The 25,974-nt window shown below is 69.9% G+C and carries 26 protein-coding genes; 9 read left to right on the top strand and 17 right to left on the bottom strand.

Translation table 11 applies throughout. The features are described 5' to 3' along the window. Positions 1 to 529 precede the first annotated feature (529 nt). On the bottom strand, positions 530 to 751 hold the full coding sequence (locus tag M6B22_RS16190; protein WP_269442602.1) for a hypothetical protein: 222 nt from the start codon (positions 749 to 751) through the stop codon (positions 530 to 532). Positions 752 to 860: 109 nt separating this feature from the next. Beyond that, on the bottom strand, positions 861 to 1,187 hold the full coding sequence (gene fdxA, locus M6B22_RS16185; protein ID WP_269442601.1) for a ferredoxin: 327 nt from the start codon (positions 1,185 to 1,187) through the stop codon (positions 861 to 863). Positions 1,188 to 1,257: 70 nt separating this feature from the next. Between fdxA and M6B22_RS16180 the strand changes: the two genes are divergently transcribed. Beyond that, positions 1,258 to 2,217: a GNAT family N-acetyltransferase gene (locus M6B22_RS16180; protein ID WP_269442600.1), complete on the top strand. Its 960-nt coding sequence runs from the start codon at positions 1,258 to 1,260 to the stop codon at positions 2,215 to 2,217. Positions 2,218 to 2,252: 35 nt separating this feature from the next. Here M6B22_RS16180 and M6B22_RS16175 read toward each other — a convergent pair whose 3' ends face one another. The 10 genes from M6B22_RS16175 to typA form a co-directional block, all read right to left on the bottom strand. After that, the gene (locus M6B22_RS16175) at positions 2,253 to 2,660 is read right to left on the bottom strand and encodes a hypothetical protein (protein ID WP_269442599.1); all 408 of its coding nucleotides are present in this window, start codon (positions 2,658 to 2,660) and stop codon (positions 2,253 to 2,255) included. Further along, positions 2,657 to 3,547 (bottom strand): N-acetyl-1-D-myo-inositol-2-amino-2-deoxy-alpha-D-glucopyranoside deacetylase, encoded by an 891-nt coding sequence (gene mshB, locus M6B22_RS16170; protein ID WP_269442598.1) that lies wholly within the window; start codon positions 3,545 to 3,547, stop codon positions 2,657 to 2,659. Before mshB ends, M6B22_RS16175 begins: the two co-directional genes overlap by 4 nt. A 42-nt stretch (positions 3,548 to 3,589) precedes the next feature. Further along, the gene (locus M6B22_RS16165) at positions 3,590 to 4,645 is read right to left on the bottom strand and encodes an ABC transporter ATP-binding protein (RefSeq protein WP_269442597.1); all 1,056 of its coding nucleotides are present in this window, start codon (positions 4,643 to 4,645) and stop codon (positions 3,590 to 3,592) included. Continuing rightward, the gene (locus M6B22_RS16160; RefSeq protein ID WP_269442596.1) at positions 4,642 to 5,904 is read right to left on the bottom strand and encodes an ABC transporter ATP-binding protein; all 1,263 of its coding nucleotides are present in this window, start codon (positions 5,902 to 5,904) and stop codon (positions 4,642 to 4,644) included. The genes M6B22_RS16165 and M6B22_RS16160 overlap by 4 nt, the downstream gene beginning before the upstream one ends. Continuing rightward, positions 5,904 to 6,860, bottom strand: coding sequence for an ABC transporter permease (locus tag M6B22_RS16155; protein WP_269442595.1), 957 nt, complete (start codon positions 6,858 to 6,860; stop codon positions 5,904 to 5,906). The genes M6B22_RS16160 and M6B22_RS16155 overlap by 1 nt, the downstream gene beginning before the upstream one ends. Before the next feature lie 31 nt (positions 6,861 to 6,891). Then, complete coding sequence (locus tag M6B22_RS16150) at positions 6,892 to 7,902, bottom strand: ABC transporter permease (protein ID WP_269442594.1); 1,011 nt, start codon at positions 7,900 to 7,902, stop codon at positions 6,892 to 6,894. Positions 7,903 to 8,077: 175 nt separating this feature from the next. After that, positions 8,078 to 9,796 (bottom strand): ABC transporter family substrate-binding protein, encoded by a 1,719-nt coding sequence (locus M6B22_RS16145; RefSeq protein ID WP_269442593.1) that lies wholly within the window; start codon positions 9,794 to 9,796, stop codon positions 8,078 to 8,080. 178 nt (positions 9,797 to 9,974) lie between these two features. Next, positions 9,975 to 10,745, bottom strand: coding sequence for a nitrilase-related carbon-nitrogen hydrolase (locus tag M6B22_RS16140; protein ID WP_269442592.1), 771 nt, complete (start codon positions 10,743 to 10,745; stop codon positions 9,975 to 9,977). After that, complete coding sequence (locus M6B22_RS16135; RefSeq protein ID WP_269442591.1) at positions 10,742 to 11,911, bottom strand: pyridoxal phosphate-dependent aminotransferase; 1,170 nt, start codon at positions 11,909 to 11,911, stop codon at positions 10,742 to 10,744. The genes M6B22_RS16140 and M6B22_RS16135 overlap by 4 nt, the downstream gene beginning before the upstream one ends. 110 nt (positions 11,912 to 12,021) lie before the next feature. Then, positions 12,022 to 13,887 (bottom strand): translational GTPase TypA, encoded by a 1,866-nt coding sequence (gene typA / locus M6B22_RS16130; protein WP_269442590.1) that lies wholly within the window; start codon positions 13,885 to 13,887, stop codon positions 12,022 to 12,024. Between the two features lie 110 nt (positions 13,888 to 13,997). On the opposite strand from typA, the gene M6B22_RS16125 reads away from it, so the two are divergent. From M6B22_RS16125 to M6B22_RS16115, 3 genes are all read left to right on the top strand, one after another. Next, positions 13,998 to 14,468, top strand: a complete 471-nt coding sequence (locus M6B22_RS16125; RefSeq protein WP_269442589.1) for a hypothetical protein — start codon at positions 13,998 to 14,000, stop codon at positions 14,466 to 14,468. A gap of 125 nt (positions 14,469 to 14,593) precedes the next feature. Then, a complete protein-coding gene (locus M6B22_RS16120) occupies positions 14,594 to 15,598 on the top strand; it encodes a tellurite resistance/C4-dicarboxylate transporter family protein (RefSeq protein WP_407935723.1) in 1,005 nt (334 codons plus the stop codon). A 17-nt stretch (positions 15,599 to 15,615) separates the two neighbouring features. Further along, positions 15,616 to 16,986, top strand: coding sequence for an ABC1 kinase family protein (locus M6B22_RS16115; RefSeq protein WP_269442587.1), 1,371 nt, complete (start codon positions 15,616 to 15,618; stop codon positions 16,984 to 16,986). Between the two features lie 112 nt (positions 16,987 to 17,098). On the opposite strand, the gene M6B22_RS16110 is transcribed toward M6B22_RS16115, so the two are convergent. Genes M6B22_RS16110 through M6B22_RS16100 form a run of 3 tightly spaced genes read right to left on the bottom strand, consistent with a single transcriptional unit; the run spans position 17,099 to position 20,228 of the window. Continuing rightward, the gene (locus tag M6B22_RS16110; protein WP_269442586.1) at positions 17,099 to 17,497 is read right to left on the bottom strand and encodes an OsmC family protein; all 399 of its coding nucleotides are present in this window, start codon (positions 17,495 to 17,497) and stop codon (positions 17,099 to 17,101) included. Continuing rightward, positions 17,494 to 17,919 (bottom strand): DUF302 domain-containing protein, encoded by a 426-nt coding sequence (locus tag M6B22_RS16105; protein WP_269442585.1) that lies wholly within the window; start codon positions 17,917 to 17,919, stop codon positions 17,494 to 17,496. Before M6B22_RS16105 ends, M6B22_RS16110 begins: the two co-directional genes overlap by 4 nt. A 32-nt stretch (positions 17,920 to 17,951) precedes the next feature. After that, the gene (locus M6B22_RS16100) at positions 17,952 to 20,228 is read right to left on the bottom strand and encodes an MMPL family transporter (RefSeq protein ID WP_269442584.1); all 2,277 of its coding nucleotides are present in this window, start codon (positions 20,226 to 20,228) and stop codon (positions 17,952 to 17,954) included. 175 nt (positions 20,229 to 20,403) lie between these two features. On the opposite strand from M6B22_RS16100, the gene trxA reads away from it, so the two are divergent. Together trxA and M6B22_RS16090 are read left to right on the top strand one after the other, a co-directional pair. Then, a complete protein-coding gene (gene trxA, locus M6B22_RS16095) occupies positions 20,404 to 20,766 on the top strand; it encodes a thioredoxin (protein ID WP_269442583.1) in 363 nt (120 codons plus the stop codon). An 85-nt stretch (positions 20,767 to 20,851) separates the two neighbouring features. Next, complete coding sequence (locus M6B22_RS16090) at positions 20,852 to 21,118, top strand: metal-sensitive transcriptional regulator (protein ID WP_331459742.1); 267 nt, start codon at positions 20,852 to 20,854, stop codon at positions 21,116 to 21,118. Positions 21,119 to 21,254: 136 nt separating this feature from the next. Here M6B22_RS16090 and ychF read toward each other — a convergent pair whose 3' ends face one another. Then, positions 21,255 to 22,328: a redox-regulated ATPase YchF gene (gene ychF / locus M6B22_RS16085; RefSeq protein WP_269442581.1), complete on the bottom strand. Its 1,074-nt coding sequence runs from the start codon at positions 22,326 to 22,328 to the stop codon at positions 21,255 to 21,257. A 119-nt stretch (positions 22,329 to 22,447) separates the two neighbouring features. Here ychF and M6B22_RS16080 point away from each other — a divergent pair, with 119 nt between their 5' ends. Together M6B22_RS16080 and M6B22_RS16075 are read left to right on the top strand one after the other, a co-directional pair. Further along, entirely contained in the window at positions 22,448 to 23,635 is a 1,188-nt protein-coding gene (locus M6B22_RS16080; RefSeq protein WP_269442580.1) for a DNA recombination protein RmuC, read from the top strand. 135 nt (positions 23,636 to 23,770) lie between these two features. Next, positions 23,771 to 24,403 carry a DUF6542 domain-containing protein gene (locus M6B22_RS16075; protein WP_269442579.1) on the top strand — a complete coding sequence of 211 codons (633 nt, stop codon included), beginning with the start codon at positions 23,771 to 23,773 and terminating at the stop codon, positions 24,401 to 24,403. A 26-nt stretch (positions 24,404 to 24,429) separates the two neighbouring features. On the opposite strand, the gene M6B22_RS16070 is transcribed toward M6B22_RS16075, so the two are convergent. Next, positions 24,430 to 25,452, bottom strand: coding sequence for a 4-hydroxy-3-methylbut-2-enyl diphosphate reductase (locus M6B22_RS16070; protein ID WP_269442578.1), 1,023 nt, complete (start codon positions 25,450 to 25,452; stop codon positions 24,430 to 24,432). Positions 25,453 to 25,495: 43 nt separating this feature from the next. Between M6B22_RS16070 and M6B22_RS16065 the strand changes: the two genes are divergently transcribed. Continuing rightward, the gene (locus M6B22_RS16065) at positions 25,496 to 25,972 is read left to right on the top strand and encodes a hypothetical protein (protein WP_269442577.1); all 477 of its coding nucleotides are present in this window, start codon (positions 25,496 to 25,498) and stop codon (positions 25,970 to 25,972) included. Positions 25,973 to 25,974 lie beyond the last annotated feature (2 nt).

Raw genomic sequence — 25,974 nt, 5'->3', positions numbered from 1 at the left:
CCATCGACCAGTAGGTCGCCGGACCGATCGTGCTCTGCTCGCATTCTTGCTAGCAGAGCACGACTGACTCCATAACCACTGCCTTGCCCGCACCTGCGGTCGCGCATCGCCCCTTGCAGGGTTGCGCGAGCGCAGCGGCGGCGGTCGGCGTGGATACCGACAGTGACGTCTGCGACCGACGACCGTGGGGCGTCGTGCCGGCGCCACAAGGCAGGGGTGGCCCGACTCGCGCCCGGCTCGCGCTGCCGAGTCACCTCCGCACGTGGCGACGGTTCGTCTCGTGCCTGGTTCGCGCTGCCGGGTCGCCTTCTCACCCTCGGCACCCCCGTGCCGCATCTTCACCCGCCAGCAACGCCACGCCCTGATCATCCGAGACAAGGGCTGCTCGTTCCCCGGCTGCGACGCACCACCACAACACTGCGAGGTCCATCATGTCGTGCCCTGGGCCGACGGCGGACCCACCCATGTGGACGACGGCTGCCTACACTGCACGTTCCACGGGTGCGTGCGTCCGCCGGGCGAGCGCGAATCACGTGTCCGGCGGTGTCCCGGGATCCTTCATCATCGTGCCGAGCGGTGTGGGGATCGATCCGTGATGCTGGACCGCCCAGACGTCCGCGAGCAGGTCATGCCGAACTGCGGCCATGGAGCGCGACGAGCGCCGCCGCGAGCGGCGGCCGCGCTCGAACAGGTCCCAGAGCGCCGCGACGATCAACACGGCGAGCAGGCTGCCGAACACGAACGCCACCATGCGCCACCTCCGCTCATGGCCGGTGGTGCGAAATCACCGTCACCGATGCGTCGAAGTGTGCGCCACGCACGGCGCGGCGCGCCACCGAGCAGGCACGCGATGGCAGGTTCTAGTGCCCCTCCCCTTGCGGCGGCAGCGCCTTGATGAACGCGGGGTCGTGGTCGGTCGCGCCGACCTTGGACGCACCGCCGGGCGAACCGAGTTCGTCGAAGAAGTCGACGTTGGCCTGCGTGTAGTCGTTCCACTTCTCCGGCAGGTCGTCCTCGTAGAAGATCGCCTCGACGGGGCAGACCGGCTCGCACGCGCCGCAGTCGACGCACTCGTCGGGGTGGATGTACAGCATCCGGCTGCCCTCGTAGATGCAATCCACGGGGCATTCCTCGATGCAGGCCTTGTCGATCACGTCGACGCAGGGCTCGGCAATCACGTAGGTCACTGCGGTCCTCCGGGGCGGGTCTGGCAACGAAGCGGCCTCTAGTATGCCGGTCGTGATGGAGCCTAGTTGGGTGGGTCGACGCGTCAGCGTGCGCCGTGTCCTATCTCGCACGGCCGAGGGACGCCCGCAGTTCTCGGACGTCGTGGGGGACCTGCTCAGCCTGTCGGCCGACACCGCGGTGGTCCACTCGCGGCACGGGCTGGTCGAGGTCGCGCTCAGCGAGGTCGCGCTCGCGCGGATCGCACCGCCGTCGACCGCCGAGGAACTCGCGCTCGAGGACGTCGCAGCGCGCGGCTGGCGAGCAGCCGAGACCGAACAGCTCGGCGGCTGGCTGTTGCGCGCCTCAGACGGGTTCACCGGGCGGGCCAACTCGGTCCTGCCGCTGGGCCGCCCGGACGTCCCGCTGGACGACGCGCTCGAACGTGCACATGACTGGTACGCGGCGCGGGAGCTTCCGGCGCAGTTCCAGCTCCCGGTCGCGGCGCGGCGACTGCTCGACGCCGAGCTCGGCGAGAAGGGCTGGACGGCGAGCCCACCGGTCGACGTACTGGCCGCTCGCGTGGACCAACTGCTCGCCGCCGGATCGGGGCGAGGGCACACGCCGGAGGTCCGCATCACGGACCGGCCGGATGACGCCTGGCTGGCCCGGTACCGCGACGGCGGCGGAACGGCAACAGCTGCCCGCGGCATCCTGACGCGGCACGAACGCGTCGGCTTCGCCAGCGTCCGAATCGACGGCGAGGTGGTCGCCATCGGGCGCGCCACCGTCGATCGTGAGAACACGCCTGCCGGCACCGGGTCGCTGTGGCTCGGCATCACCGCCGTGGAGGTCGCACCCGAGTCCCGGCGGCGCGGTCTGGCGTGGGCGATCATGCACGCGCTGGGGCGCTGGGGCGCGGAGCGGGGCGCGAGCCGCAGCCACCTGGAGGTGTCCGCAGACAACGACCCCGCGCGGGAGCTGTACCGGACGCTGGGCTACTGGCAGCACCACGCCTACCACTACCGGCGCGAGCCCGGCGCGCGACGTTAGCGCGGCGGGCTAGCGCGGCAGGCTAGCGAGGCGGGCTAGCGGGGTAGCGGGCGGCGCGGCCGGCGGCCGCGAGGCATCGGCGCGAGGACGATCGTCGCCACCCCGGCCACGAGGCCGCCGAGCAGCAGCGCGTAGAACACCTTCTCCTCCGCGCCTCCGGCACGCACCAGCACGTCGCCCTCCGCCCGCGGCGTCATCGCGAGGAGCACCAGCGGCAACAGCCAGGCCGCGAACACCGCGACCATCGCGCCCGTGCGATCGGCGAGCGCACGAGCCAACCGGGGCAGCGCGACGTTGCCGACGATGCCGAACAGCACAGTCACCGGCATGATCGTGCCGCCGTCGTACAGCGGCACGATCAGCAGCTCGAGCAGCGCCGCAAGTGCTGCCGCTACGCAGAGCAGGAGCAGGCCGGCCCAGCGCACCGCCTGATCGGCCTTCACGCGTCGATCCCGGCAAACAGGTCACGTTCGCGCCCGTTCTCGTCGCGCTCGCCGGCGAGTTCGCCACGCGCCAACCGGAAGTACTCGGTGCCGAGCACCTCCAGGCCCACGTTGTTGGATAGCGCGAAGAACGGCCCGTCGACGCTGATCTGGGTGGCGTGCGCGCGCATCGCGTCCTGTTTCGCGGCACTGAACGCACGCCCGTCGATTGCCGTGGTGATCTGGTCGTCGTCGTTGCCGAACGGCAGGTCCTCGGCGCGCTCGACACCGTCGAAGCCGACTCCGCCCGACTCCCGCAGCGCGTCGATCCCCCGCTGCAGGACGGACTTCGGCACCGCACACCAGTAGATCTTCGCGATCGCCCACGGCTCGCCGGCGCCCTCGGGCTGCGCCGCGCGCTCGGCCGCCGCCATCGCGACGCGGTGCGTCATGATGTGGTCCGGGTGCCCGTAGCCGCCGATCTCGTCGTACGTCACCAGCACCTGCGGGCGCACTTCGCGGATCACCGCAACTGCCTGCTCCACCGCGAGGTCGAACGCCGCCGCGTCCCGCGAGCAGCGCCAGAACGCCCGCGGATCGTCGTTGCCCGGCGTGCCCATCATGCCGCTGTCGCGCCAGCGGGCCGCCCCGCCGAGGAAGCGGTGGTCGGTGACGCCGAGCGCGGCCATCGCCGCGCTGAGCTCGCCGATGCGGTAGCCCCCGAGCTGATCGCCCCGCTCGGCCGCCAGCCCTTCCAGCTCCGGGACGAGCACCTCACCCAACTCCCCCAGCGTGCAGGTGAGCAGGGTGACCTGCGCGCCGTCAGCGGCGTAGCGGGCCATGGTCACGCCGGTGTTGATGGCCTCGTCGTCCGGGTGCGCGTGCATCAGCAGCAGTCGTCGGGCCATCACGGCTGCGACGTTACCGTGCCTCACTCCCGGCGAGGAGCGTCACAGCACCCGGTCGACCGCCGCCCAGTGACAGGCCGTGGGATGGCCGATGTCCCGGTTCGTCAGGGCCGGCTCCTCGGTGATGCACTTCTCCTGCTGTGACTCGTTCAGCTCGTTCGCGAACTTCGGGCAGCGAGTGCGGAAGCGGCAGCCGGACGGCGGGTTGGCCGGACTGGGCAGATCGCCCTGCAGCAGGATGCGTTCGCGAGTGCGCTCGCGCTGCGGGTCGGGCAGCGGGATCGCCGACAGCAACGCCTGCGTGTACGGGTGGGCCGGCCGCTGGAACAGCTCCAGCGTCGCGGCGGTCTCCATGATCTTGCCGAGGTACATGACCGCGACCCGGTCCGAGATGTGCCGCACCACCGACAGGTCGTGCGCGATGAACACGTACGCGAGCCCGAGCTCGCTGCGCAGGTCGTCCAGCAGGTTGATGACGCCGGCCTGGATGGAGACGTCGAGCGCCGAGACCGGCTCGTCCAGGATCAGCATCCGCGGCTCGAGCGCGAGCGCGCGCGCGATTCCGATGCGCTGCCGCTGGCCGCCGGAGAACTCGTGCGGGTACCGCGTCGCGTGCTCCGGATTGAGCCCGACCAGCTGCATCAGCTCGCGCACCCGGGCGCGCAGCGCGTTGCCGGACACCACGTCGTGGATGATCAGCGGCTCGGCGATGATCTTCTGCACCTGCATGCGCGGGTCGAGCGAGGCGTACGGGTCCTGGAACACCAGCTGGATGTGCCGACGGAGCGGGCGCATCTTCGCGCGTGAGAGCCCGACCAGCTCGCGTCCCTCGAACACCACGCTGCCGCTCGTCGCGGGCTGCAGGTTCAGCACGGCGCGTCCGGTGGTCGACTTGCCGCAGCCGGACTCGCCGACCAGCCCCAGAGCCTCGCTCGGGTAGACCTCGAAGGACACCCCGTCGACCGCCTTGACCGCACCGATCTGCCGCTTGAGCAGCCGGCTGCGGATCGGGAAGTGCTTCTCCAGGTCGGTGACCTTCAGCACCGGCTCGCCGGACGGAGTGCGCGGCGCCGACTTCTCGACGGACACGGACGTCACGGGGCATCTCCATCCTGCGGCGGGAAGTGCTGGGCGGGCGGGGCCGTCGGCTCGGCGTCCGGCGCGTGGTAGCGATCCGGTGGCGCGAACTCCGTCCCGGTCTGCGCCTCGTGCGCGGCCGCGGGCTCGGCGTCGGCCTCGGGCGGCCCCGCGTAGTCCGTCGGCAGGCCGGCGTCCTCACTGGTCGTCTCGAACACCTGCCCGGCCTCGTACCGGTCCTGGCCCTTGAGCTCGTCCGAGCGGATGCACGCCGCGAGGTGCAGCGCATGCCCGTCGACCTCGACCAACGGCGGCTCGGCCGCGTCGCACGCCGCGATGTGCAGCGGGCAGCGCGGGCCGAACGGGCACCCCGGCGGCAGGCTCTGCAGCGACGGCGGCGACCCGACGATGGGGGTCAGCCGCGTCTTCTCGTCGACGTCCATCCGCGGTAGCGAGTTGAGCAGGCCGACCGTGTACGGCATCCGCGGACGGTAGAACACGTCGTCGACGGTGCCGACCTCGACGGCGCGACCGGCGTACATCACCAGCACCCGGTCGGCCATCCCGGCGATGACCCCGAGGTCGTGCGTGATGAGCACCAGCGCCGCGCCCGTTTCGCGCTGGGCGGCCTTGATCGCCTCGAGCACGGTCGCCTGCACCGTCACGTCCAGTGCGGTGGTCGGCTCGTCGGCGATGATGACGTCCGGGTCGTTGGCCATCGCGATCGCGATCACGACACGCTGGCGCATGCCGCCGGAGAACTGGTGCGGGAAGTCGTCCACGCGATCGACGGCGTTCGGGATGCCGACGATGTCGAGCAGTTCGATACAGCGTTTGCGGACGTCCGAACGCGACATGCCCGGGTTGTGCGTGCGCAGCGTCTCGGCGATCTGCGCGCCGATCTTGTAGACCGGGTCCAGCGAGGTCATCGGGTCCTGGAAGATCATCGCGATCCGCTTGCCCCGGATCGCCGACATCGCCTTGTCCTTGGCGCCGAGCAGTTCCTTGCCGCGGAACTTCACCGAACCGTGGATGCGTGCCGAAGTGGGCAGCAGCCCCATGACCGCGAGTGAGGTCACCGACTTGCCGGAGCCCGACTCGCCGACGATGCCCAGGGTTTCACCGCGGCGCACCCGGTAGCTGACCCCGCGAACCGCGCGTACGCCCTTCTCACCCCCGAACGTCACGTGGAGGTCGTCGACCGTCAGCAGGACGTCGTCGAGGGCAGGCTCGGTGCTGTCGATCTCGATCTCTCCCTGCGCGTGTTGGGTCAACTCCATCAGTCACGCACCCGGGTGTGCCGCGGGTCGAATGCGTTGCGGATGCCCTCACCGATCAGGTTCACCGCGAGCACCAACAGCAGGATCAGGATGCCGGGGTAGTAGAACAGCCACGGGCGCGTCTGCGCGGCGTCGACGCCCTGCGAGATGAGCAGGCCGAGCGAGGTGTCCGGCGGGTGGACGCCGTAGCCGAGATACGTCAGCGAGGTCTCGGCGATGATTGACACCGCCGCGAACAGCGTGGCGAACACCAGGATCGAGCTGAGCGCGTTCGGGATCATGTGCCGGAAGATGATGCGGAAGTTGCTCGCGCCCATCGCGTGCGCCGCTTCGACGAATTCTCGTTCTCGCAGCGCGAGGAACTGGGCGCGCACCAGCCGGGACAGGCCCATCCAGCCGAAGCAGCCGAGCAGCACGGCCAGGCCGGTAGCGCCCAGGCCTGGGTAGCGGCTGGCGACGATGATCAGGATCACCAGCACCGGGACGCACAACATGACGTCGACGAACCGCATCAGCACGTTGTCGACGACCGTGCCGAAGTAGCCGGCGAGCGATCCGATCGTGATGCCGATCAACAGGGCGAGCGCGGTGGACACGAGGACGATGACGATGTCGCGCTGGGTGCCGCGCAGCATCCGGGCGAGCAGGTCGAACCCGGTGCCGTCCGTGCCGAGCGGGTGCCCCTTCTGGCCCGGGTGCAGGGAGAGCGCGATGTAGTGCCCGTTCGCGTCCTTGCGGGAGTCGATCGAGTTGTAGTCCCACCGGTAGAAGCTGGGCCAGATGAACGCGACCGCGACGACGAGCAGGAAGAAGATCAGCGCGATCATCGAGACCGGGCTGTGCACGAAGCGCGAGAGCGCCTGCCTGCCCTGCGAGATCGACTTGCCGCTGAACTCCGAATCCGGAGGCGGTGCGGCCGACTCGGCGACCTGCAGCATCTCTGACTGGGACGTCATGGTCTCCTACCTCCTGTCCTGTGCCGACTCATCACGCCAACCGGATCCGCGGATCCAGTACGGCGTACAACAGGTCGGCGATCAGGTTGAAGATCACGACGAAGATCGCCGAGACCATCACCCACCCGGCGACCGCGTAGGTGTCCTCGGCGCCGATCGCCTGGTTGAGGAACTCACCCATGCCGTGCCAGACGTAGACCTTCTCGGTGATGATGGCCCCACCGAACAACGCGCCGATGTCGATCGCCATCACGGTCACCAGCGGGATGAGCGCGTTACGCAGACCGTGCCGCCGGATCACCGTCCGGTACCGAACCCCCTTGGCACGGGCCAGGCGCATGTAGTCGGCGTCCAGGACGTCGATGGTCGACGCGCGCTGGTACCGGATCCAGCCCGACGCGGTGAGCAGGCCGAGCGAGAGGATAGGCAGCACCATGTGCTGCAACTGGTCCTGGTTGAAGGAGAAGATCGAACTGGGCGGTGGGCTGCCGAAAGTCTCGGTGCCCGCCGTGTAGAAGACCCGGTGGCCGATCGCGTTGTTGGCCCGGATCGCACCGTCCTTCAGTACGGCCGCGAACCAGAACGTCGGGAGCGCGAGAAGCACGAACGTGAGCACTGTGGCGACGGCGTCGAACGCCTTGTCGCGGCGCACGCCGGAGATGACGCCCAGCACGATGGCCAGGATCGCGGCCAGGATGATCGCACCGAGCACCATCCGGGTGGTGATCTCCAGGCGCTGGCCGAGGTCGTGCGCGACCGGCGCGTTGGCGAGGTCGTTACCGAAGTTGAACTTGACGAACGGGAAGCTCCCGTCGAAGCCGACCATGTGCCGCAGCCAGTCCCAGTACCGGCCGAGGATCGGCTGGTTCAGATGGTGCTGCTGCTTGAACAGCTCGATCGAGGCCGGCGTGGGGGGTGGATTCCGCGAGCGCAGCGGCTTGAGCGGGTCATAGTTCGCCGCGGCGAACATGAACACGATGAACGAAGCCACCAGCAGAACGAAGAAGCTGCTCACCAGCCGGCGGATTGTGAAGATCAGCATCGGGAGACCTCGCCCCTAAAGACTCGACGCGACAATTGTGGTGCCGCGCGCCTGTGAGCACCATCCCGAGTTTGCTACCCAGCGGGATCGCCGCGGGAAACCTGCCCCGGCATGGCTGGTGCCGGGGCCCGGATGTTGACCGGGCCCCGGCACCACGTGCTCTAGCTGTGGCGGACTAGGACTTCTTGGCGAACGTGTCCGAGTTCCACAACGGACCCGCCTGGGTGGCGTTGTCACCGATGCCGGTGAAGTTCGAGTCGAACGCGAGCAGCGTCGGCTTCTGGTACAGCGGCAGGGTGTACATCTGGTCCCACAGCAGGCTGTCGGCCTTGTTCGCGGCGGCGATCTCGTCGTCCGTGTTCGTGGCCGAGCCCATTGCGTTCAGTGCGGCATCGATCTCCGGCGTGCCGCCCTGGGTGTAGTTCTGGCCCACGCCACCACCGGCCGGGCTCAGGTAGATCGACTTGTTGGCCGAGATCGACGGACCGCCGACCCAGGCGAACAGCGCGATCTGGAAGCCCTCGGAGACCAGCGAGGTCGGCTTGTCGGTGTCGGCGAAGATGTCCGGGTTCGCGAACTCGCTGATCTTGATGCCGACCTCCTTCAGCTGGCTGGCGATCGTCTGGATCGTCTGGTCACGCAGCGGGTTGTTCTGCGTGGTCATGATCTTGAATGCGAGCGGCTTGCCGTTGAGCGAGTAGTAGCCGTCGCTGCCCTTCTTGGCACCGATGCTCTCCAGCAGCTGCTGGGCCTTCTGGACGTTCTGCGACGTGTAGTCGCCGCCGTGGTCCTCGTAGCCCTTCTGGTTCGTCATCAGCAGCCGGTTGTTCAGCACGCTTGCCTTGTCGGAGAACTTGCCGACGGTGGCGTTGACCAGGGCCTTGCGGTCGATGCCGTAGGCGATCGCCTGGCGAACTTCCTTGTGCGCGAGCAGCGGGTCCTTGATGTTGAAGTCGAGGTGCTCGAACGCGATACCGAAGTTGACCTCGGTGGTCACGCCGGAGAGCTGCTGCAGGCTCGCGATGAGGTCGAGCTGCGGCTGCGGGTACACCATGTTGACTTCTTGGTTCTGCAGCGCCTTGACGTTGGTGTCCGAGTCCGAACCCACGTAGGCGTCGACCAGCTTGTCGAGCTTGGCCGGGGTGCCCCACCACTTCGGGTTGCGGGTCAGCGTGAAGCTCTTGCCACTCACGTTGATGTTGGACTTCTCCAGCATCCAGGGGCCGTTGGTCGTACCGGCCGGGAAGCCGCCGGCGGTCGGCCAGCCGTCGGTGATGTACTTGCAGTTCTTCACCGGGTCACCCTGGTCGAAGACGTGCTTGCTCAGCAGCGGCGAGAACAGGCCCTGCCAGTCCGGGAACGGCTTGCCCTTCTGGTACTTGACGACGACCTCGTGGTCGTCGGAGCCGGCGGTGACCGACTCGATCTGGTCGTAGCCGGTGGTGCTCAGCAGCGCGGCGCAACCGCCGGTCTTGGCGTCCGAGGACTTCTCCGCGTTCCAGGTGTAGATGTAGTCGTCGGCCGTGATCTTCGTGCCGTCGTCCCACACCGCCTTGGGGTTCAGCTTGTAGGTAACGACCTGCTGGCCGCCCTGCAGCTCCGACGTCGGGTTGCCCACGACCTGGTCGGGGTCTGCCTGGAACGTGAACTGCGGCGTGATCTGGAACGGACCGTTCAGCATCCGGACTTCCAGGTTCGCGGTCGCGGTCGAGTTACCCGCCGCGATGAGCGGCATCAGGTTCTCGGGGAAGTCCGTCGACTCGCCGTAGATCAGCGTGCCGCCGCTCGCTCCCTTGCCGCCCTTGTTTCCGCCCCCGCTGCTCGAGCAGCCGCTGATGGCGATCGCGGCCACCGTCGCGCAGGCGAGCGCCGCCTTGCCCTTGTGGACTCTCACTGGTGAGTGACCTCCTGTGAAATGGTCCGGGGACGATCTGTCCACCGGCCAACGTGCAACTCAAGTCGCAGTCTGCTGGGGAAACAAGCCACAGCCAGCCCTGACGCCCGATCGTGACCAATAGTTAATACTGGTGATACGCGGGCGTGAGGTGTCCACCGGGCTCGCCGTGACGCAGTCAACCGCCTCCGGGCGGCCGACGGTCGGGTAGGAACACAAACTCGGTACGCACGGCGCTCACGGTAGCCGCATCCACCTCGGCGGTCAGCACCGACTCCCCGGAACCGCCCTCGGCGAGCGTGCGCCCCATCGGGTCGATGATCGCCGAATCGCCCACATGTGTGACGGATTTGGCGGCTCCGACCCGGTTGATGCCCATCACGAAGGCCTGATTCTCGATCGCGCGGGCACGCAGCAACGTCCGCCAGTGCTCGCGTCTGGGCTCGGGCCAGTTGGCCGGCACGACGTACAGGTCGGTGACCTCGGCGCACGCCCAGAACTCGTCGGCGAAGCGCAGGTCGTAGCAGACGAACGGCGTGACGCGGAGGCCGTCGACCTCGACGGTGAGGTACTGGTCGCCGGCGGCGTAATGCTCGTGCTCGTGCGCGTAGCTGAACGGATGGATCTTCGCGTAGCGGTGCACCGCGCCGTCGGGAGCGGCCAGAACGCAGTTGTTCCGGAAGCGGCCGTCGGCACCGCGCTGCGCGATCGACGCCACCAGCCAGGCGTCGTGCCGGGCCGCCTGCTCGCGCAGGAACTGCTCGTTGGGACCACCCTCGTCCTCGGCGACGCGTTCGGGTCGCATCGAGAAGCCGGTCGCGAACATCTCGGCGAGCCCGATGAGCCGGGCGCCGTCGCGGGCTGCCTCGGCGATGAGCGGGACGAGGCGGGCGCGCGTCGCTTCGGCGTCCTCCCAGGCGATGTCGTGCTGGATCGCCGCGACCTTCACGGGGCAGCCTCCTTGAGCCGCGCCAGGGCGTTGTTGAGGACGTCCGGCCGCTTGCAGAAGGCGAACCGGACATATCGGTCGCCGGCGTCCGAGTCGTAGAAGGCGCTGCTCGGGATCGCGACCACGCCGGCTCGAACCGGCAGTTCGCGGCAGAACGCCACGGCGTCCCGGCCGACGTCGACGGTCGCGAAGTAGGTCGCCTGCGGGGTGATGACGTCGTAACCCAGTTGCCAGAGCCCCTCGCACAGCAGGTCGCGCTGCGCCTGCAACCGCGGGGCGAGGGCCGAGACGTCGCCGCCGAGCGCGGCCGCCACCGCGGGTTGGAACGGCGCGCCGTTCACGTAGGTCAGGAACTGCTTGACGGTGCGTGCGGCGGTGAGCAGGTCCGGCGGCGCGCAGAGCCAGCCGATCTTCCAGCCGGTGACACTGAAGGTCTTGCCGGCGCTGGAGATGGTGATGGTTCGCTCGCGCATGCCGGGCAGCGTCGCGATGGGCACGTGCGGGCGTCCGTCGAACGTCAGGTGTTCGTAGACCTCGTCGGCGACGACCACCAGGTCGTGCTCGCGGGCGAGTCCGGCGATGATCTCGAGCTCGTCGGTGGTGAAGACCTTGCCGGTGGGGTTGTGCGGGGTGTTGAGCAGGATCACCTTGGTTCGCGCGCTGATCGCTCGGCGCAGCTCGTCCGGGTCGAACGCCCATCCCCCGCCGGCTACGCCGCCGCCGTCTCGGCGCAGGGTGACCACGCGGCGGGTCGCCCCGCCGAGCGCGACGGTGGCCGCGTAGGAGTCGTAGTACGGCTCGAACATGACGACCTCGTCGCCCGGTCCGGCCAGTGCGGTGACGGTCGCGGCGATCGCCTCGGTGGCGCCTGCCGTGACCAGCACCTCGGCGTCCGGGTCGTAGTCGAGGCCGTAGTGGCGCTGCTGGTGTGCGGCGATGGCGTGGCGGAGCTCGGGGATGCCGGGGCCGGGCGGGTACTGGTTGTGGCCGGCGTGGATCGCGTCGGCCGCTGCCTGCAGCAACTCGGCCGGCCCGTCGGTGTCCGGAAAGCCCTGGCCCAGGTTCACGCTGCCCGTCTGCACGGCGAGCGCGGACATCTCGGCGAAGATCGTGGTGCCGAAGCCGCGCATGCGTTGCACGAGCCGCTCGCCGCCAAGTCGCGTCACGCGGTCGAGCCTATGCCGCCCTCGAAATCCGCCGAGTGGCGAGTTCGGGCGCCGAGTGGCGCGTCATTCCTCGCCACTCGACGTGCCGGGTCGCCACTCGCGGGTGCAGGTCACTTGCGGTTGCGCGAGCGCGCCTTGGCGCGGGCCTCGGCGGTCAGCTCCACCTTGCGGATCCGGACGTTCGCCGGCGTCACCTCGACACACTCGTCGTCGCGGCAGAACTCCAGTGCCTGCTCCAGCGAGAGCACCCGGTGCGGGATCAGCGGGATCAACACGTCGCCGGACGACTGGCGCATGTTGGTGAGCTTCTTCTCCTTGGTGGGGTTGACGTCCATGTCGTCGGCACGCGAGTTCTCGCCGACGATCATGCCCTCGTACACCTCGACGCCGGGGCCGACGAACATCGTGCCGCGTTCCTGCAGGTTGGCCAGCGCGAACCCGGTGGTGGCACCGCGCCGGTCGGCCACCAGCGAGCCGGTCGGCCGGGTGCGGATCTCGCCGGTCCACGGCTCGTAGCCCTCGTGCACGTGGTGCAGCAGGCCGGTGCCGCGCGTCTCGGTCAGGAACTCGGTGCGGAACCCGATCAGCCCGCGCGCGGGCACCAGGTACTCCATCCGGATCCAGCCGGTGCCGTGGTCGACCATCTGCTCCAGCCGGCCCTTGCGCAGCGCCAGCAACTGGATCACGACGCCCTGGTATTCGGTCGGCGCGTCGATCGTCATCCGCTCCATCGGCTCGTGCAGCTTGCCGTCGACCGTCCGGGTGACCACCTGCGGCTTGCCGACCGTGATCTCGAACCCCTCGCGCCGCATGATCTCGACGAGGATCGCGAGCTGCAGTTCCCCGCGGCCCTGCACCTCCCAGGTGTCCGGCCGCTCGGTCGGGAGCACGCGAATCGAGACGTTGCCGACGAGCTCCGCCTCGAGCCGGTTCAGCACCTGACGCGCGGTCAGTTTGCTACCCGACTGGCCCGCCAGCGGCGAGGTGTTGATGCCGATCGTCATCGAGATCGACGGCTCGTCGATGGTGATCACGGGCAGCGGGCGTGGGTCGTCGGGATCGGCCAGCGTCTCGCCGATGGTGATCTCCGGGATACCCGCGATCGCGATGATGTCGCCCGGGCCGGCCTGTTCGGCGGGGTAGCGCTCCAGCGCGCGCGTCAGCAACAGCTCGGTCACCTTGACCCGCTGCACCGAGCCGTCCGCCCGGCACCATGCGACCTGCTGGCCCTTGCGGATCGTCCCGTTGTGGACGCGGCACAGCGCCAGCCGGCCCAGGTACGGCGAGGCGTCCAGGTTCGTCACGTGTGCCTGCAGCGAGGCGGCCTCGTCGTAGAACGGCGGTGGCATGGTGTCCAGCAGTGTCTGGAAGAACGGTTCGAGGTTCGGCGAGTCGGGCATCGTGCCGTTCTCGGGCCTGGTCATCGAGGCACGGCCGGCCTTGGCCGAGGCGTACACGATCGGGAAGTCGATCTGCTCCTCGGTCGCGTCCAGGTCGAGGAACAGCTCGTAGGTCTCGTCGACGACCTCGGCGATCCGCGAGTCCGGGCGGTCCACCTTGTTGATCAGCAGGATCACCGGCAGCTTCGCCGCGAGCGCCTTGCGCAGCACGAATCGCGTTTGCGGCAAGGGACCTTCGGACGCATCGACGAGCAGCACGACGCCGTCGACCATCGACAGGCCGCGTTCGACCTCACCGCCGAAGTCGGCGTGGCCGGGGGTGTCGATGATGTTGATGGTCACCCGCTCGCCGGAGGAGGTGGTGTGCTCGACCGCGGTGTTCTTCGCGAGGATGGTGATGCCCTTCTCGCGCTCGAGGTCGTTGGAGTCCATCACCCGCTCGGCGACGTCACCGGTGTCGGCCTGATGCGCCGTGAACGCGCCGGACTGCCAGAGCATGGCGTCCACCAGCGTGGTCTTGCCGTGGTCGACGTGCGCCACGATGGCCACGTTGCGCAGGTCGTTGCGCGTAGGCACAGCGGTACCCCATCTCGTTCGTGTGGATTCGGTCCAGTCTATGGCGCGCGGGACGGCTCCGACGACCACCGCTGCGCGGCCTGACGGTTTACACGAATAGACTCGGATCTATGACCGCAGCCGCCCTGTCCCAACCCAGGTTGCGGGCGGCGCTGCCGTTCGCAACGGTCGGCGCGGCATGCGTCGTCGGGGGCGGGGTCGTCGCCGCCGCGACCGCGCACGCGCCGACCGAGCACGCGCTGTGGGCGGTCGCCTACCTGGTGCTTGTCGGCGGGGTCGGACAGCTCGCCCTGGGCGCCGGGCAGGCCTGGTTGGCCGGCGCGCCCCCGTCCACGGCAGTGCTCGCGGTCGAGTTCGCCGCCTGGAACGTCGGCAACGCCGCCGTCATCGCGGGGACGATCGCCGGGATCGTCTGGCTCACCGACGTGGGCGGGGTGCTGCTCGTCCTCGCCCTGGCGCTGCTGCTCACCGGCACCGCCGGCGCTCGCCCCGGCTGGCTGCTGCGCGGTTACCGCGCACTGATCGTGATCGTGCTGGTCAGCATCCCGATCGGGCTGGTGCTCGCCCGCGTGCGCGGCTGATGCGGTAACCCGCTCCGAGCCGTTAGGGTCGCGGCAGCCGATCATCGCTGCGCGCGGAGGATGTCGAGTTGTTGTCCAGCCGGGTACGCGATGCCGTCCGGACGTTGAACCCGGGCTACTTCGCGATGGTGATGGCCACCGGCATCGTCTCGATCGCGATGCTGAATCACCATGCGTACGCGGTGTCGGTGGCGCTGCTGTGGCTGGCCGGCGTCGAGTACGTCGTGCTGGTCACGCTCTACAGCTGGCGGCTGATCCGGTTCCGGGCGGCCGTGGCCGAGGATCTCGCCGAGCCGGCGCGCGCGTTCGGCTACTTCACCTTCGTCGCCGCCACCGACGTGCTGGGCACCCGGCTGGCCGCCGACCAGCACCACGTGGTCGCGCTCGTCCTGCTCGCCGGCGGCTGGCTGGCCTGGCTGTTGTTCGGCTACGTGATCCCGTGGACCGCCGTCCTGGGATACGCCGGACGTCCCGTCGTGCAGTTCGCGAACGGCACCTGGTTCATCTGGGTGGTCGCCAGCCAGTCGATCGCGGTGCTCGCGGCCGCGCTCGAACCGGCCGTCACGATCGGGCGTCGCGAGCTGGCGTTGCTCGCGGTGTTCTCGTGGTCGGTCGGCGTGTTCCTGTACGCCGCGGCCGGGATCTTCGTCGCGGCCCGCATGCTGCTCTACCCGCTGCGTCCGGCTGATCTGACGCCGCCGTACTGGGTGTCGATGGGCGCCACCGCGATCACCGTGGTGGCGGGCGCGCGGATCGTGCAGATGGCCGACGCACCGATGGTGGCGGCGACGCGCGGCCTGATCGCCGGCGCCTCGGTGGTGTTCTGGACGTTCGGCAGCTGGCTGATCCCGCCCCTGGTCGCAGCCGGCGTGTGGCGGCACCTGGTGCATCGCATCCCGCTGCGGTACGAGGCGCCGCTGTGGAGCATCGTCTTCCCGCTCGGCATGTACGGCGTGGGCGGGCACTACCTCGGCCAGGCCGATCACCTGCCGATCGTCAAGGCGATCGGCGCGAACGAGAGCTGGGTCGCGCTGGGCGCCTGGGTGCTGGCGTTCGCCGCGATGCTGCACCACCTGTACCGGACGTTGCTCCGGGCGCCCGCAGCGGCCGCAGTCGATGCCGGACACTGAGCGGCGGGAGGACGAGGATGCCTGACAAACCGTCCCGCGACATTCCGCAGCGGGCCGCGGTGCGCTCGGCTCGGCTGGCCGCGCTGCCGCTCGGCTTCGCCGGGCGGGCCGCGGCGGGATGGGGCAGGCGGCTGGCCGGCGGCAACGCCGAGGAGATCACTGCGGCCACGCTGGAGCGCAACGCCGAGCACATGTTCGCGGTGCTCGGCGAGCTCAAGGGTGGCGCGATGAAGCTCGGCCAGGCGCTGTCCGTCTACGAGGCGATGATCCCGGCCGAGCTGGCCGAGCCGTACCAGCGCGCGCTGACCAAGCTGCAGGCGCAGGGGCCGGCGCTGCCCGCCGAGCGGGTGCACCGCGTGCTGGACGACCAGTTCGGGCGCAACTGGCGCAAGCACTTCCGCGAGTTCGACGACGTGCCCGCGGCCGCGGCCAGCATCGGTCAGGTCCACCGCGGCACGTGGCACGACGGGCGATCCGTAGCGGTCAAGGTGCAGTACCCCGGCGCGGACGTCGCGTTGCAGGCCGACCTGAAGGCGATGGAGCGATTCTCCCGACTGTTCAACCTCGTCGTGCCGGGGCTCGAGGCACGGGAACTGATCCACGAGGTCCGCGACCGCATGATCGAGGAGCTGGACTACCGCTCCGAGGCCGAGCACCAACGCCGGTTCGCCGCCGAGTTCGCCGATGACCGCGAGATCCGGGTGCCGCGCGTGCTCGCCTCGGCGCCGAAGGTGATCGTGTCCGAGTGGATCGACGGCGTCGCGCTGTCGAAGCTGATCCAGCAACGCGAGGTGACTGCCGCCGAGCAAGCCGATCGCGACCGGATCGCCGACATCGTCATCCGGTTGATGTTCTCCTCGCCCGCCCGGATCGGTCTGCTGCACGCCGACCCGCACCCCGGCAACTTCCTGGTCCAGGACGACGGGCGGGTCGCCGTGATCGACTTCGGCGCGGTGGCCGTGCTGCCGAACGGGCTGCCGCGCGTACTCGGCCGCATCCTGCGTTTCGCCGCCGACCGCGACGCCGAGCCGATGATGGAGCTGATGCGCGCGGAACGCTTCGTCACCGGCAACGTGACCGCGCAGGACGTGCTGCGCTGGCTGGGCGCGCTCGCCGACCCGCTGCGGGTGGCGGAGTTCCACGCGGACCGCGAGTGGATCGCCGCGCAGGGAGCGCGCGTGGCCAACCTGCAGAGCAACGCCTACAAGCAGACCGGACGGCAGCTGAACCTTCCCGCCGAGCACATGCTCGTCGCGCGCGTGTGCGGCGGCTGGATGAACATCCTCGCCCAGTTGGGATGCACCGTGCGCGCCCGGGCGATCGCCATGCAATGGGTGCCCGGCTTCGCCGATCCGCTCACGCCGTCGGACCCGCTCGCGGCGCCGTGACGACGTGACCCCCGTGACGACGTGACGCGCGGATCGCTGCCCCGGGTGCTGTCGTGAAACGTCCGCCGCTTCGCCGTCCGATACGCACTGTCCTCGGCAGGTACCAGCGGCTCTAGCTGTCGAGGACGATGTCGACGGCGGGTGGCTCGTGCAGGGTGTTGTGGACGGTGCAGTGCGAGGCGACGGCGAGGAACGCATCGCGCCTGTCTGCGGGCAGGGCTGCGGGCGGGGTGATGTGGACGGCGAGCTCGCTGACGCGTGCCGGACGGCCGCCGACCGCGTACCTGGCCGTGACTTCCAGGCCGCTCGCGTCGAGTTCGTGCCGGACGAGGTAGCGCCGGGCATAGAACGCCACGCAGCTGGCCAGTCCGGCGACGAACAGCTCGGTGGGCGTGGGCGCGGTGTCCGTCCCGCCGTCCCCCACCGGCTGATCGACGGTGACGCGGTGCCCGCGCACGTCGACGGTGAACCGGTCGCCGTCGACGTGGCGCACGCGCAGCTCCCCGCTCACGTGGCGTCCCCCTGTGCCGCGTCGTCCGGGGCGGCCAGCGCATCCAGGGCTGCCGCCAGGCGCGTGCCGGCCTGCTCGGCAACGTCGGCGAGGTCCTGGTTGCCGGTCGCCTCGACCATTACACCGGGGTTCATCGCCTCCACGCGGGTGTGCGAGTCGTCCAGGGTGCGCACGACGACGTTGCACGGCAGCAGCGCGCCGATCGCGGGCTCGAGTTCGAGGGCGCGGTGGGCCAGCGGCGGGTTGCACGCACCGAGGATCAGGTGGGCGCTCATGTCGAGGCCGAGCTTGGCCTTCATGGTGGCGGCGACGTCGATCTCGGTGAGCACGCCGAAGCCCTGTTCGGCCAGTGCCGCGCGGGTGCGCTGCACGGTATCGGTGAATCCGGCGTCGAGGGTGACGCCGAAGGTGTAGTCGGACATGGTCGGTTCCCTTCAGGTAGTGCCGTAGATGGTCAGTGGGAGAAACGGACGCGGGGCAGGATCCGGCCCAGCCACTTCGGCTGGTGCCACGCGCCGTGCCCGGTGAGCCGGAGCACGACCGGTAGCAGGATCATCCGGATCAGCAGCGCGTCGAGGAACACCGCGACCGCGAGGATGATGCCCATCTCCTTCGGCGCCAGGGGGCCGGACAGGGCGAACGTCATGAACACCGCCACCATGACGCCGGCCGCGGCGACGACCACCCGTCCGGAGGTTCGCAGCGCCATCCTCATGGCGTGCTGCGGGTCGCCGGTGAGGTCGTAGTGTTCCCGGGCGGCCGAGAGCAGGAACAGCGTGTAGTCCATCGCCACGCCCGAGAGCATCGCACCGAAGAACAGCGGAGCCCACGCGTCGACGAAGCCCTGCGGCTCGAAGCCGAGCAGCCCTGACAGGTGACCGTCTTGGAAGACGAGCTTGGCCACGCCGAACGCGCCCGCTATCGAGGCCAGGTTGGTGACCACGCCGACGAAGGCGATCAGCGGGCTCCCGAGTGCCACGAGCAGCAGCAGGAATCCCAGGCCGATGAGCAACCCGAACACCAGTGGCGTCCGGCTCGAGAGCACCTGCTCCAGGTCGTGGTTCTCCGCGGCGGCCCCGCCGACGAGGGTGCCCGAGGGCAGTTGCGAACGCAGCCGGTCGATGGTCGATCCGGTGGCGGGGGCCGAGGCGTCCGTGGTGGGGATCGCCAGCGTCATCGTCCAGCCGTTCGACGATCCGGCGGGAACGGCCGCCGCGATTCCGCGATCGCTGCGGAGCAGCTGCAGCGCCGCCGTCTGCTCGGTCGCCGGTGTGACGACCGAGAGCGTGCCCGGCGCGCCCGGTCCGAAGGCGTCGACCACCTGGTTGTAGCCGGCGCGCGCCGTCTGGCTCTGCGGAATGATCGCGATGCTGGGCATGCCGGTACGCAGGGACAGGACGGGCCAGGCCAGGATCCCGATCACCACCAGCACCAGGCCGCCCGCGATCCATGGACGCCGATGAAGCAGCGCACCCCAGTGGTGCAGCAGCCGCTCCAGCCCGACGACGGTGTGGTGCGGGTGCGCGGCGTGGCCGGCGCCCTCGACGCCCGCACCGGTAGCGGACGCCGCCGCGGCTGCCGCGCGCCGCTCGGCCCGCCGCTCGGCACGGTCCAGGGCCCCGGGAAGCCGGATGCGGCCGGAGTCGACGCGACGGCCCAGTCGGCCGAGGACGGCCGGCAGCAGGGTGAGGGTGGCGGCCAGCACGGCGACGACCGACAGCATGATGCCCAGGGCCATGCTGCGGAACGCAGGACTCGGTACCAGCAGCACGGTCGAGAGTGACACGAGCACGGTGAGGCCGCTGAACGCGACCGCCTTGCCCGCCGTCCCCATGGTTTCGGCGACGGCCTCGATCGCAGCCTGTCGGCGATCGGTCTGGTCAGCACGACGTTTGAGTGCGGCTCGGAAGCGGACGACGATGAACAGTGCGTAGTCGATGCCCAGGGCCAGCGCGAACATCATCGCGAAGTTCATCGCCCAGATGCTGACCGGAGCGATGTGCGTGGACAGGACCAGGGCACCGGCGGCGGTGAGCAGCCCGACGAGCGTCAGCATGAGCGGCAGCCCGGCCGCCACCAGGCTGCCGAACGCGAGCACCAGCACCAGCATCGTCACCGGCCAGGACAGCACCTCGGACTTGATCATCGCCGAGTGGTTGACCTGGTTGAAGTTCGCCCAGAGCGCGCTCGAACCGGTCAGGTTCACCGACACGTTCTTCCTCGACAGCGCCGTGATCGGCTTGGAGAGCTCGTCGGCTGCGCGCACCATCTCGTTCGGGTCGGCCTTCGCCCCGCCTTGGATGATCGCGGTACGCCCGTCCTGCGAGATGCTCACCCCCGGCTGCGGTGGGAGCACCGTACTCACCCGGGGATCGGCCTGCAGCAACGCGCTCGCCCGGTCGACCGCCTGCCGGGCAACCGGATCGGACGCGATCGCGCCGGCGCTGTCGTGGACGACGACCTGCAATGCGGTCGAGTTCAGGCCGCTGAACTGATTGGCGATCAGCTCGCGCGCCTTCACCGACTGGCTGCCGCTGTCCTGCCAGCCCGCGCCGGACAGCGCCGACTCGACCTGCGGGGCGAATGCGCCGAACGCGACGAGCACGAGCAGCCAGCCGATCAGGACGACGCGCAGATGCGTCCCGGACCAGGCGCCCAGGCGGGCGAGCCAGCCAGGTGCGTGCTGCTCGGGGGCCGGTGGAGGGTTCCGGCGGGAGGCAATGGTGGTCAACGCTTCTCCTCGGCAGGTCGGGGACGAGCCGCTCTCCGCGGGTCGCGTTCGCCAGCGTACCCATACCCCTATGGGTATATCAAATGGCGGCTGCCATCGCCGGCGAACTCACCGGGAATCGAATCCGGCCGTCGCTCGTTATACCCCCACTGGTATAGCAACGACAGGAGAGCTCATGTCCACCACCACGTTGAGTGCGGCCGGTTTCGAGGACGTCCTGAAGGAGAACGACATCGTGCTCGTCGACTTCTGGGCATCCTGGTGCGGCCCGTGCCGGATGTTCGCACCCGTCTTCGAGAAGGCCTCCGACGAGCACCCGGACATCGTCTTCGGCAAGGTCGACACCGAGGCGGAGCGCTCCCTCGCCGCCGCCGCGGGCATCCAGTCGATCCCGACGCTGATGGCCTTCCGCGAGGGGATCCTCGTCTTTTCCCAGCCTGGCGCACTTCCGGCGAGCGCGCTGGCCGAAGTGATCTCCGCCGTGCGCGCACTCGACATGGACGAGGTTCGCGCACAGGTCGCGGCGCAAGCGGGCTGACGGCCGGCGGCACCCCGCCGGACGACTGGGGGAACCTGATACCCGCCTGGGTATACTGGCACATCACTTCAGCAGAGGAGCGGGCATGGTCGAACTGCCACGCGAGAGCATGGACGCGATCGTCAAGCGGTTGCGGCGCGCGCAGGGCCAGATCGGCGGCGTGTTGAAGATGATCGACGACGGCAGGGACTGCGAGGAGATCGTGACGCAAGTCGCCGCGGTCAGCCGGGCGCTCGATCGTGCCGGCTTCGCGATCGTCGCTACCGGCCTCAAGCAGTGTCTGATCGACAGCGGCGGCGTGGACAGCGTCGACAGCGACAAGATGCAGAAACTGTTCCTGTCGCTGGCCTGAGTTCGCCGCCCGGCTCAGGGCTCTGATCGGCGCGGATTGGCGCACTCCTGCCCGCGGGTCATCGTCCCGCGCAAGGCCAGGCGCCGCCACTGCTGGGAGTCTCTAGGTCCCGTATTTGCTGGGTTCTTGAGCTCAGTCACACGTTGAAGCGGAACTCCACCACGTCGCCGTCGGCCATGACGTAGTCCTTGCCCTCGATGCGCACCTTGCCGCGCGCCTTCGCCTCGGCCATCGAGCCGGCGGCGACGAGGTCGGCGTAGGAGACCACCTCGGCCTTGATGAAGCCGCGCTCGAAGTCGGTGTGGATCACCCCGGCTGCCTGCGGCGCGGTGGCGCCGACCGGGATCGTCCAGGCCCGCGCCTCCTTCGGGCCGGCCGTCAAGTAGGTCTGCAGCCCGAGCGTCGCGAATCCCACGCGGGCGAGCAGGTCGATGCCGGACTCCTCCTGACCCATCGACTGCAGCAGCTCGAGCGCCTCGTCCGGATCGAGTTCGATCAGCTCGGCCTCGGTCTTCGCGTCCAGGAAGATCGCCTCGGCCGGCGCGACCAGGGCGCGCATCTCGTCGGTGAACGCGGCGTTGGAGATCTCGTCCGGATCTACGTTGAACACGTACAGGAACGGCTTGGCGGTCATCAGCTGCAACTCGCGCAGCGGCTCGCGGTCCAGCCCGGCTCCGAAGATCGTCCGGCCGCCCTCGAGCACCTGCTGCGCGGCCTCGACGGCAGCGACGACCGCGACCTTCCCCTTGTCCAGGCGTGCTTCCTTGTGCAGTCGTGGCAAGGCCTTCTCGATGGTCTGCAGGTCGGCGAGGATCAGCTCGGTCTCGATGATCTCGATGTCGTCCTTGGGCGAGACCTTGCCGTCGACGTGCACGACGTCCGGATCGCTGAACGCGCGGATGACCTGGCAGATCGCGTCGGCCTCGCGGATGTTGGCCAGGAACTTGTTGCCGAGCCCGGCTCCCTCGGAGGCGCCCTTGACGATCCCGGCGATGTCGACGAACGACACCGTCGCCGGGACGATCCGGGCCGAACCGAAGATGCGCGACAGCTCGGCCAGTCGGGGATCGGGGACGCCGACGACACCCACGTTCGGGTCGATCGTGGCGAACGGGTAGTTCGCCGCCAGGACGTCGTTCTTGGTCAGCGCGTTGAACAGCGTGGACTTGCCGACGTTGGGCAGCCCGACGATGCCGATGGTGAGGCTCATCCGGGGCAGCAGTCTCGCGAGGTGCTCACGACGGCCGAGTCTACGTAAGCGGCGATGCCCGCGCGGACAGCCGCTGGCCGCGGCCAGGAATTGTCGGACCTTGCTGCTTGCCTGTCCGCATGGAGCTACTCATCGCGCTGCTGACCCTGGCCGCCGGGCTGGCCATCGGCTGGTTGCTGGCCGTGCGCCGGGGCGAACGCGCGCTGCACGCCGCCTTGAACGAGCAGGCCGCACTGCGCGCCGGGATCGAGGCCGAGCGCGCCGCCACCGCCCATCGTGAACAGTTGCTGATGGGCAACGGCAACCTGGCCGCGCTCGTCACTCCGCTGCGCGACTCGCTCGGCCGGGTGCAGGAACAGTTGGACGAGGTGCAGCGCGGCCGCGCGATCTCGGACACGGCCCTGCGCGAGCAGGTGCGGGCGATGAGCGCGACGTCCGAGCAACTACGCACCGAGACGGCACAGCTGGTCACCGCGCTGCGGGCACCGCAGGTGCGCGGGCGGTGGGGCGAGATGCAGTTGGAGCGGGTGGTCGAGGCGGTCGGGTTGACCGAGCACGTCGACTTCACCACCCAGCTGAGCAGTACCGACGGCGACGGGCGCACCCAGCGCCCGGACCTGGTGGTGCACCTGGCCGGTGGCAAGCAGGTGGTGGTCGATGCCAAGGTGGCCTTCAGCGCGTACCTCGAGGCGATGCAGGCCCCCGACGAAGCGACCCGTGACGCCCGCTTCGCCGCGCACGCCAGGCACCTGCGCACGCACGTGTCGCTGCTGTCGGCGAAGGCGTACTGGGAGCGGTTCACCCCGACGCCGGAGTTCGTGGTCTGCTTCGTCCCCGCCGACGCGTTCCTGGACGCCGCACTGCAGCACGACGCGACACTGCTGGAGTACGCGTGCGCCCGGAACGTTGTGCTCGCGACGCCGTCGACGCTGGTCGCGTTGCTGCGCACGGTCGCATACACCTGGCGCCAGCACGCGCTCGCCAGCAACGCCCAGCAGGTGCACGAACTGGGCCGCGAGCTGTATCAGCGGCTGAGCACCATGGCCGGGCACGTCGACAAGCTCGGCCGCAGCCTGGGCAACGCGGTGTCCGCGTACAACGACACGGTCGGTTCGCTGGAGCGGCGGGTGCTCAGCAAGGCCCGGCAACTGCGCGACCTGGAGGTGGTCTCCCCGCACGACGAGCTGCCGGAACTGCGCCCGCTGGTCGACGTGCAGCCGCGTTCACCCACGCCCGGGAACGGCGCGTCCGAGCGGGTCGTCGAGCTGCGACCGTCCGGCAGCACGGTCCCGGCACGCGGCGAGTGAAGCTGAGGAACCGCCGCCGGGCGGGCCACGGATGCAGCGTCGGCACAGCTGCTCCGGGTAGCGTGTCCGGGAGCACACAGCGCGCCGCAGCCCGGAACACCGCTCGGTCGCGCACCGACGCAAAGGGGTCCGATCTTGGCGAACGCGCCGTACGGTGCGCGTGGCGGCGACCAGGGCGACGACCACGGCTGGGGACCCGCGCGGTCGGTCCAGTCGGGCAGCCAGGGTGCCACCCGCGCCGAGCGGTACGACGCGCCCGGTGATCGCGGTGTCCACTACCCGGCGCCTGCCGAGCACGGGGGGCGCTATCCGGCCGAGCCGCGCTCGGGCCGCTATGCGGCGCCCACCGCCACGGCATCCACCGAGCCGCCGCCCTGGCTCGACCCCCGCGCCCGCCCGCGCGAGCGCGGCCTGCCGTGGTGGGGGGCACTGCTGGTGCTGCTGGCGATCGCTGCGATCGGCGGCGTGATCGACACGATCAGCGGCGCCCAGGTCCGCGGCGGGTTCAACATCGGCGTGGTGGCGGCCTCGATCATCGCGATCCTGCTGGTGCGCCGCGCCGACATGTTCACTGTGGTCATCGCCCCGCCGATCGTCTACTCGGTCGCGTCCGGGGCGATGGTGTACCTGCGCTCGGGCGGGCTGCACGACCGGCGCGCGCTGTACGACGCCGCGTCGAACTGGCTGGTGTACGGGTTCCCCGCGATCGCCGCCGCCACCGCGGCGGTGCTGATCATCGCCGGCATCCGGCTCATCGTCCGCCGCTGACGCGCCGCGCTCCCCCGGTCAGCCGGTCAGTCAGACGGCGCGGGCTTTGCCTGCAGTTCGCGGCGCAGCTCACGGGGCAGCGCGAACGTCAACCGCTCCTCGGTGTGGCTGACCTCCTGCACGTCGCCGAAGCCGTGCTCGTCCAGCCACTGCACCACCTCGCGCACCAGGATCTCCGGGACGGACGCCCCGGACGAGAGCCCGATCGTGCGCACGCCGTCCAACCACGACTCGTCGATCGCCGCGGCGTTCTCGACCAGGTGCGCGGCCCCGGCACCACAGGACGCGGCCACCTCGACCATGCGCACCGAGTTGGACGAGTTCGCCGAGCCGACCACGAGGAACAACTCGACCTGCGGCGCGATCGTCTTCACCGCCGCCTGCCGGTTCTGCGTGGCGTAACAGATGTCGTCCGACGGCGGCGACTGCAGTAGCGGGAAGCGCTCGCGCAGCGCGTTCACGGTCTGCATCGTCTCGTCGACCGACAGCGTCGTCTGCGAGAGCCAGACCACCTTCGCCGGGTCGCGCACCACCACGTTCGCCACGTCGTCCGGCCCGTCGACCAGCGTCACCCGCTCGGGTGCCTCGCCGCTGGTGCCGACGACCTCCTCGTGGCCGTCGTGGCCGATGAGCAGGATGTCGTAACCGGCTTCGGCGAACCGGCGGACCTCGTGGTGCACCTTGGTGACCAGCGGGCAGGTCGCGTCGATCGTCTTCAGGCCGCGTTCGGCCGCCTGCGCGTGCACCTCGGGCGCCACGCCGTGCGCGGAGAACACCACGATCGAGCCCTCCGGCACCTCGTCGTTCTCCTCGACGAAGATCGCGCCACGGGCCTCGAGCGCACGAACCACGTGCAGGTTGTGCACGATCTGCTTGCGCACGTACACCGGCGCACCGTAGTGCTCCAGCGCGTGCTCGACGGTCTGCACCGCCCGATCCACCCCCGCGCAGTACCCACGTGGCCGGGCCAGCAGGACTCTCCCCCGCGGCGCGTCGGTGACGCCCGACGCACCTCCCGACCCGGCAGAACGCGGCTGTGTGGAGGTCATACCTGACATGGTACGGATCGCCCGCATGAGGCAGGCTGGTGTCATGCCGCAGCTGCCCACCCCCCTCCGCGCCGCGCTCGGCCTGGCCGCCGAGGCGGCCGAGCAGGCCCGTCACCTCCCCGATCGCGCGATCGAGTTGCCGATGCTGGCGATCAGCACCGCGCTGCAGGTCTCGCTGCGCGCCCAGCAGCGGTACGCGATGCTCGCAGCCCGCGGGGACGACCTGCTCAACCGCCGCCCGACCACCGACGAGCCGCCACCGTGGGCCACGTTCGACGGACCCGTGGACGCCGCCGCCCCGGCTCAGGACCAGGTCCCGCCGGCCGACGCGGCTGTGATCGCGAAGGCCGTGGCCGCCGAGGCGGTGGCCTCGTCCGGGGACGCCGGCCCGGCTGCCGACAACGCGCCCCTCGCCGGCGTCACCGACCTCGCCGACGCACCGAAGCCGTACCCGCGCAAGACGGTCCGCAAGCCGCGCAACACCAAGCCGTCGCGCTTCGACACGGTCGGCGACGAGTAAGC

This window comes from Jatrophihabitans cynanchi, assembly GCF_027247405.1.
GTDB classification, from domain to species: domain Bacteria; phylum Actinomycetota; class Actinomycetes; order Mycobacteriales; family Jatrophihabitantaceae; genus Jatrophihabitans_B; species Jatrophihabitans_B cynanchi.
Note: the sequence above shows the minus strand (reverse complement) of the source record. Positions and strands in the feature narration are given on the sequence as shown.

What these genes read in the sequence shown, in the direction of transcription:
- M6B22_RS16190 (WP_269442602.1), bottom strand. Translation starts at nt 751, where the DNA reads ATGGTGGCGTTCGTGTTCGGCAGCCTGCTCGCCGTGTTGATCGTCGCG.
- mshB (WP_269442598.1), bottom strand. Translation starts at nt 3,547, where the DNA reads ATGGCCCGACGACTGCTGCTGATGCACGCGCACCCGGACGACGAGGCC.
- M6B22_RS16160 (WP_269442596.1), bottom strand. Translation starts at nt 5,904, where the DNA reads ATGGAGTTGACCCAACACGCGCAGGGAGAGATCGAGATCGACAGCACC.
- M6B22_RS16155 (WP_269442595.1), bottom strand. Translation starts at nt 6,860, where the DNA reads ATGACGTCCCAGTCAGAGATGCTGCAGGTCGCCGAGTCGGCCGCACCG.
- M6B22_RS16150 (WP_269442594.1), bottom strand. Translation starts at nt 7,902, where the DNA reads ATGCTGATCTTCACAATCCGCCGGCTGGTGAGCAGCTTCTTCGTTCTG.
- M6B22_RS16125 (WP_269442589.1), top strand. Translation starts at nt 13,998, where the DNA reads ATGACCGCAGCCGCCCTGTCCCAACCCAGGTTGCGGGCGGCGCTGCCG.
- M6B22_RS16120 (WP_407935723.1), top strand. Translation starts at nt 14,594, where the DNA reads ATGGTGATGGCCACCGGCATCGTCTCGATCGCGATGCTGAATCACCAT.
- M6B22_RS16115 (WP_269442587.1), top strand. Translation starts at nt 15,616, where the DNA reads ATGCCTGACAAACCGTCCCGCGACATTCCGCAGCGGGCCGCGGTGCGC.
- M6B22_RS16105 (WP_269442585.1), bottom strand. Translation starts at nt 17,919, where the DNA reads ATGTCCGACTACACCTTCGGCGTCACCCTCGACGCCGGATTCACCGAT.
- trxA (WP_269442583.1), top strand. Translation starts at nt 20,404, where the DNA reads ATGTCCACCACCACGTTGAGTGCGGCCGGTTTCGAGGACGTCCTGAAG.
- M6B22_RS16090 (WP_331459742.1), top strand. Translation starts at nt 20,852, where the DNA reads ATGGTCGAACTGCCACGCGAGAGCATGGACGCGATCGTCAAGCGGTTG.
- ychF (WP_269442581.1), bottom strand. Translation starts at nt 22,328, where the DNA reads ATGAGCCTCACCATCGGCATCGTCGGGCTGCCCAACGTCGGCAAGTCC.
- M6B22_RS16080 (WP_269442580.1), top strand. Translation starts at nt 22,448, where the DNA reads ATGGAGCTACTCATCGCGCTGCTGACCCTGGCCGCCGGGCTGGCCATC.
- M6B22_RS16070 (WP_269442578.1), bottom strand. Translation starts at nt 25,452, where the DNA reads ATGACCTCCACACAGCCGCGTTCTGCCGGGTCGGGAGGTGCGTCGGGC.
- M6B22_RS16065 (WP_269442577.1), top strand. Translation starts at nt 25,496, where the DNA reads ATGCCGCAGCTGCCCACCCCCCTCCGCGCCGCGCTCGGCCTGGCCGCC.